General features: G+C 48.8%; 5 protein-coding genes. All 5 read left to right on the forward strand.

The window, feature by feature from the left end; translation table 11 throughout:
• On the forward strand, positions 1 to 1,059 hold a 1,059-nt coding region (locus BMW97_RS23705; RefSeq protein WP_139177243.1), incomplete at its 5' end, for a type VI secretion system Vgr family protein.
• Positions 1,060 to 1,070: 11 nt separating this feature from the next.
• Positions 1,071 to 1,865, forward strand: coding sequence for a DcrB-related protein (locus tag BMW97_RS23710; protein WP_063621951.1), 795 nt, complete (start codon positions 1,071 to 1,073; stop codon positions 1,863 to 1,865).
• 2 nt (positions 1,866 to 1,867) lie between these two features.
• Positions 1,868 to 3,202, forward strand: coding sequence for a PAAR domain-containing protein (locus BMW97_RS23715; protein ID WP_045909538.1), 1,335 nt, complete (start codon positions 1,868 to 1,870; stop codon positions 3,200 to 3,202).
• Positions 3,199 to 4,269 (forward strand): ADP-ribosylarginine hydrolase Tri1, encoded by a 1,071-nt coding sequence (gene tri1, locus BMW97_RS23720; RefSeq protein ID WP_045909539.1) that lies wholly within the window; start codon positions 3,199 to 3,201, stop codon positions 4,267 to 4,269. Before BMW97_RS23715 ends, tri1 begins: the two co-directional genes overlap by 4 nt.
• A 364-nt stretch (positions 4,270 to 4,633) precedes the next feature.
• The gene (locus BMW97_RS23725; protein ID WP_234083768.1) at positions 4,634 to 5,071 is read left to right on the forward strand and encodes a hypothetical protein; all 438 of its coding nucleotides are present in this window, start codon (positions 4,634 to 4,636) and stop codon (positions 5,069 to 5,071) included.
• The last annotated feature ends 136 nt before the right edge of the window (positions 5,072 to 5,207 follow it).

Here is a 5,207-nt window from a genome sequence, read left to right on the forward strand (position 1 = left end):
ACGGCGGCGGGGATTGCGCCCGGGCACACCTTCACCTTAACCAACGCGCCGTTCTTCAGCGACAACGGCGAGTATCTGGTGACTGCTGCGGGTTACCACCTCGAAGAGAACCGCTATGCCAGCGGCGAGGGGGAGACCATTCACCGCACCGATTTCACGGTCATTCCTGCGTCAGTGGCCTACCGTCCGGCGCAGTCCACGGCGTGGCCGCGCACCTACGGCCCGCAGACCGCGAAGGTGGTGGGCCCGAACGGCGAGAGTATCTGGACGGACAAATACGGCCGCGTGAAGGTGAAGTTCCACTGGGACCGTCTGGCGAAGGGCGATGACACCAGTTCCTGCTGGGTGCGCGTGTCGAGCGCGTGGGCGGGCCAGGGCTACGGCGGGGTGCAGATCCCGCGCGTCGGCGATGAGGTGGTGGTGGACTTTATCAACGGCGACCCGGACCGTCCGATCATTACCGGTCGGGTGTACAACGACGCGAGCATGCCGCCGTGGGCGCTGCCGGCTGCGGCGACGCAGATGGGCTTTATGAGCCGCACGAAAGACGGTTCCGTGGACAATGCCAATGCCCTGCGGTTTGAGGATAAAGCGGGCGCAGAACAGGTATGGATCCAGGCCGAGCGCAATCTGGATATTAACGTCAAAAACGACGAAACACATTCTACTGAAAAAAATCGAACCCAGTTCGTTGGCGAAGATGAAACCTTACGGGTAGCGAAAAACCAGAAATCAGGGATTAAAGGCGATGTGGTATGCCTGACGGGGAACAGTCGAAACGATAAAGTCGTTAATAATTTTATACTTTCCGCAGGAAATACGCTGAGACTGGAATGTGGTGAAAGCGCCATCGAGCTATCAAAAGACGGCAGCGTCCATATCATTGGTAATAACTTTAACTTTACTGCGAAACAGAATGCGCAAATTAATACGCTTTCCGGCGAATTGCACTTGAACCCTGACGATGGACAAAATGTCATCGATCCGCCTGGCGCATCCCTTCAGGGTGAAATCCAGCAGGAAGTGGATAGTTTTTTTGTTATTAATGGCAATAAATAAGAGTAACCCGAATGGCTGAATATATTCTTCAGGAAGCATCCCTTGCCTTACCCGATGTATTTAAAGACAGAACCATGAATTTATTTACCCTGAGTGATAACGGAGCCAGCGAGTTTACTTTTGTTGTTTCTCGTGCGAGTGCTAAAAACGAAGATAAAGTCCATGATGCGGCAACTCGTTTGGTACGTGAACTGGAAATTACGGTGCCCGACTTTCGTCTCGAATCCTCGCAGATGACCTCTGTTGATGGTCTCCCGGCGGTTGAGCTTTTTTATCAATTCAAAAATGATAATGCGATCATTTTCCAGAGGCAGACCGTTATTTTGCTCGGTGACCATCCTGGCGGCCAAAAGATGGTGTGTTATATCGGTACTTGCCCGGGCGAGTTTAGCGATTATTATCATAATCAATATCAGGAAATTATCCGCAGTATTAAGTTCCACAAACCCGCTCAGACTGAAACCCAAGAAATGCTCGCTGCCGACAGCCAGGGGCCATTTTTTGCGCTTGATAGTGAGAGTAAGGTACTCAGTGTCTTTGAAAACATTCAGGAACTGTATGGACACCTTTCGCTTCAGCGGGCGAAAGAGGGGCAGTATTTGCTTTTTGAAAAGCGTGGCAAACCACTCAGTATTGCACCCGTTCCGGACAGCCAACCCCTTCGTTACGCGCTCTGGACGACTTCCCCTGACAAATCACATCACTTGCTTTCACAGCTTTCCGTATGCCGCCAGGTCTCTGGTTCTGACCAACTTAATACACTCGATCGGATACGTGGGTATCTGATGGCACAGCGAGCCGAATAGTTATGTCCGAATGTCTGGCCGCTCGCGTAGATGATGAGATTGCTCATACAGCCTCAAAAGGCTGGATGATCGCAGGATTGGTTGGTGGGGCAATTCTGGGCGCAGCTGCTGTCGTCGTCACCGGAGGGACCGCGCTGGTTGCTGTTTCTGCCGTTGCGGCTGGGGCATGCGCTGCGGGTGGGTTGGGTGAGCTCCTCGGCAGTATGTCATGGGCTCCACGCCATACTACCGGTACGCTAAAAGAAGGTTCACCCAATGTCTTTATCAACAGCCGAAAGGCTATCCGCGCTCATCTGTCAGCCGGAGAGTGTGACGAACACAGCGGTAGTTTGCAACGGGTTGCCGAAGGTTCGATAAAGGTTTACATCAACAACTTTCCCGCCTCTCGCACTGGCGATAAGCTGACATGCAGCGCTGAGATTAGCCAGGGATCGCGAAATGTTATTATCGGTGGAAGCAAGGTTCAGACCGATGAAATAAGTCCTGAAATACCGGAATGGGTGAACTGGACGATGCTCGCCGTTGGTGCCGGAGCCATGGCGGTGCTGGCCAGTCCGGCAATCGCACTTCTGAGTACCCTCGGTGCGATGGGCGGTGGGACTATTGGTGGCTACGCGGGTGGAATGCTGTGTGGCGAAGGTAGCGACGGTCAGAAATGGGGGATGCTGATCGGCTCCGTTATCGGCGGCGGGGCTGGCATTAAAGGCGGGGCACGGTTTGATGCGTGGCGGGCTGGTAAACCAATGCCGCGCGTTAGTGCGGAACCTGTTACAGCTTCAGCTTCGCCAAGGATGAGCTTAAGCGAAGCCGTGGGGAAACAACGAGCCGAAAAATGGATTACTCGTGGCAGAGAATTGGCGGATAATCGAGATCCTGCTCTGTCTGCTTTACTCAGTGATGAGCAAGTAGGTGCATTGTATGGGTATACTACCGATCCAGGCTACCAAATGGTAAACCCAGCGTTACGAGGTATGAAACCAATGACTAAAGAAATGGAAGCATTTACTCAACATATAAATGATGGCTTAGACCAGCTTCCTACTTTTAGTGGCGAGACATACCGCGGGATGAACAGCCTACCTTCGCACATATTGGAAGGATATACTCCGGGCAAAACAGTTATCGATCCCGCCTTTCTTAGTACTGATGTTAATCGAGGCTTCAGCGGTCCTATCCAAATGCGTATTGAAGGTTTTTCCGGTAGGAAAATTGACTTCCTTTCAGAGTTCAATGCAACAGAGACTGAAGTGCTGTTTAAGCCGAATACTTCGTTTGAGGTTATCAGCAGGTCAGATGAACTTGGGATAACGAATATAGAATTAAAGGAAATACCATGATCGACCTTCATTCCGAAGACTCAGTAATCAATCATTATGCTGATCGCTATCATACATACATGCCAGTTAATGTCCGTAAGGCAATAAGGAGCAACAGTATTGATAATTTGAGTTCTTCACAAGCCTGGGATGCAACTTTACCTTTAATTACGACTGAAGATGTTTCACGTGATAAAGCGCTTGGGGCGTTTGTGGGATTGGCTGTTGGGGACGCCGTCGGCACCACTCTTGAGTTTAAGAAAAGAGACAGTGAACATGTAGCAGATATGATTGGTGGCGGGCCTTTTCAATTAAAACCTGGTGAATGGACAGATGATACGTCCATGGCATTATGTCTGGCAGAGACTTATCTTTCAGAAAACAGAATGCACACCGATGTGCTTAGAAAATATCTCCTGAAATGGTATCTTGACGGAGATAATAGCAGTAATGGTCGGTGCTTCGATATCGGGAATACGACGCGGTTCGCGCTTGAACAGTATATGCGTGTCGGACCTTCCTGGTATGGTAATACAGAGAAACACACTGCTGGTAATGCTGGGGTTATTCGTCAAGCACCTGTGTCTATCTTTCGTCGAAAATCGCTGCGTGCGATTTACTTCGAATCACAGGCTCAGAGTCGAGCAACGCATGGCGCGGTAGAATCAATTAACGCATGCCAATTTCTCGGATTGGTATTGCACTATTTAATCAACGGTTATCAAAAAGAAGAAGCTTTTTCGCCTCATGTTTTCCCACTGTGCGCGCGTGTAATGATCATAAACGCGGGTGAGTATAAGCAAAAAACTCGCGACCAGATTCGTTCAAGTGGTTACGTTATTGATACGCTTGAGGCCGCGATGTGGTCCGTATGGAATACGAATAATTTCCGTGATGCCATTTTACTGGCAGCTAACCTTGCCGATGATGCTGACAGCGTTGCAGCGACGGCGGGACAAATCGCGGGGGCATTATATGGTTATTCCGGTATTCCGCAGGAGTGGAAAAACAAACTCGTTCAGCACGAACGTATCGCCAAAATGGCAGGTGAACTGTTCGATAGAGCTCCAGAGGATAATTTCTTATAATTATATTAGTCATATGGCACGGGTATTGTACCGTGCCTCTTTCTTTGTCTGTCCCTAATGGTTTGTTAGTTAAAAGCGTCCCGGCGTGTCAAAAATTGGACAATACACATTCTTCGAGAAGAGAAGATGTGGTGACCATGGTTTGTGGATAAAGAAAATTATATTGAGTTGGGTTGAATTAATGGCGTCACTGATATAGTCAATCAGCGGTTCGGGCCAATATTACGCCTGGTAGCAAAATCTATCGCCGCGTTAAGCTGTATCTTGTTGTTTTATGGTATATAGTTTGGAAAAGGAGTGTGATGCGAAGTGAGATGACGACACGACAATGCCTGGAGAACAACATGTATAAATGTGGTACGTTATGATTCAATGGCTTTTCTTTATTCTCTTTATGATTTGGACACTAGCGCTTATCTGGAATGGAAAAGACTTATTCAGTAAAAAACAATGGTTCCTTGCTGGGTTGATGTTCGTTCTGGTGTTAGTGGCTACGGTTGTTATTGGTTTTACGTTGAAATGGCTCGCTCAGTCAATGTCATTATTCTCCGTCGCAACGGCGAAACAATATTCGATTATCTTTTCCATGTCTTTCCTGTGCGTATGGGGACTAAAAGTTACCGTTGTGCTGCTCTGCACGATCTTTTCCGGGATTACAGGAGGGCACAAAAAATACAATGCTGAAAATTATGAAGCAATATCGTCTATAATACGCGTCGTTGCGCCTGGCTTACTTATCGTTGCTAAAAGCGTAGTTTCCCTGGGGAGCGTCCTTATGTTTTCAGGTTTATGGCTTAAATAAGCACGATTTAAAAAATATCTCAATGAACACCGAGATTAGTCCATAGTGGAATAAAGATTATGCTCAACCGAATTACCGTTCAGCTCCCGGTGGAGGGGCTTCTGTTCTGGAAACTGACGGGCCGCGAGGCGATGTC

It is taken from the genome of Enterobacter sp. NFIX58 (assembly GCF_900110475.1).
In the GTDB taxonomy this organism is placed as follows: domain Bacteria; phylum Pseudomonadota; class Gammaproteobacteria; order Enterobacterales; family Enterobacteriaceae; genus Enterobacter; species Enterobacter quasiroggenkampii.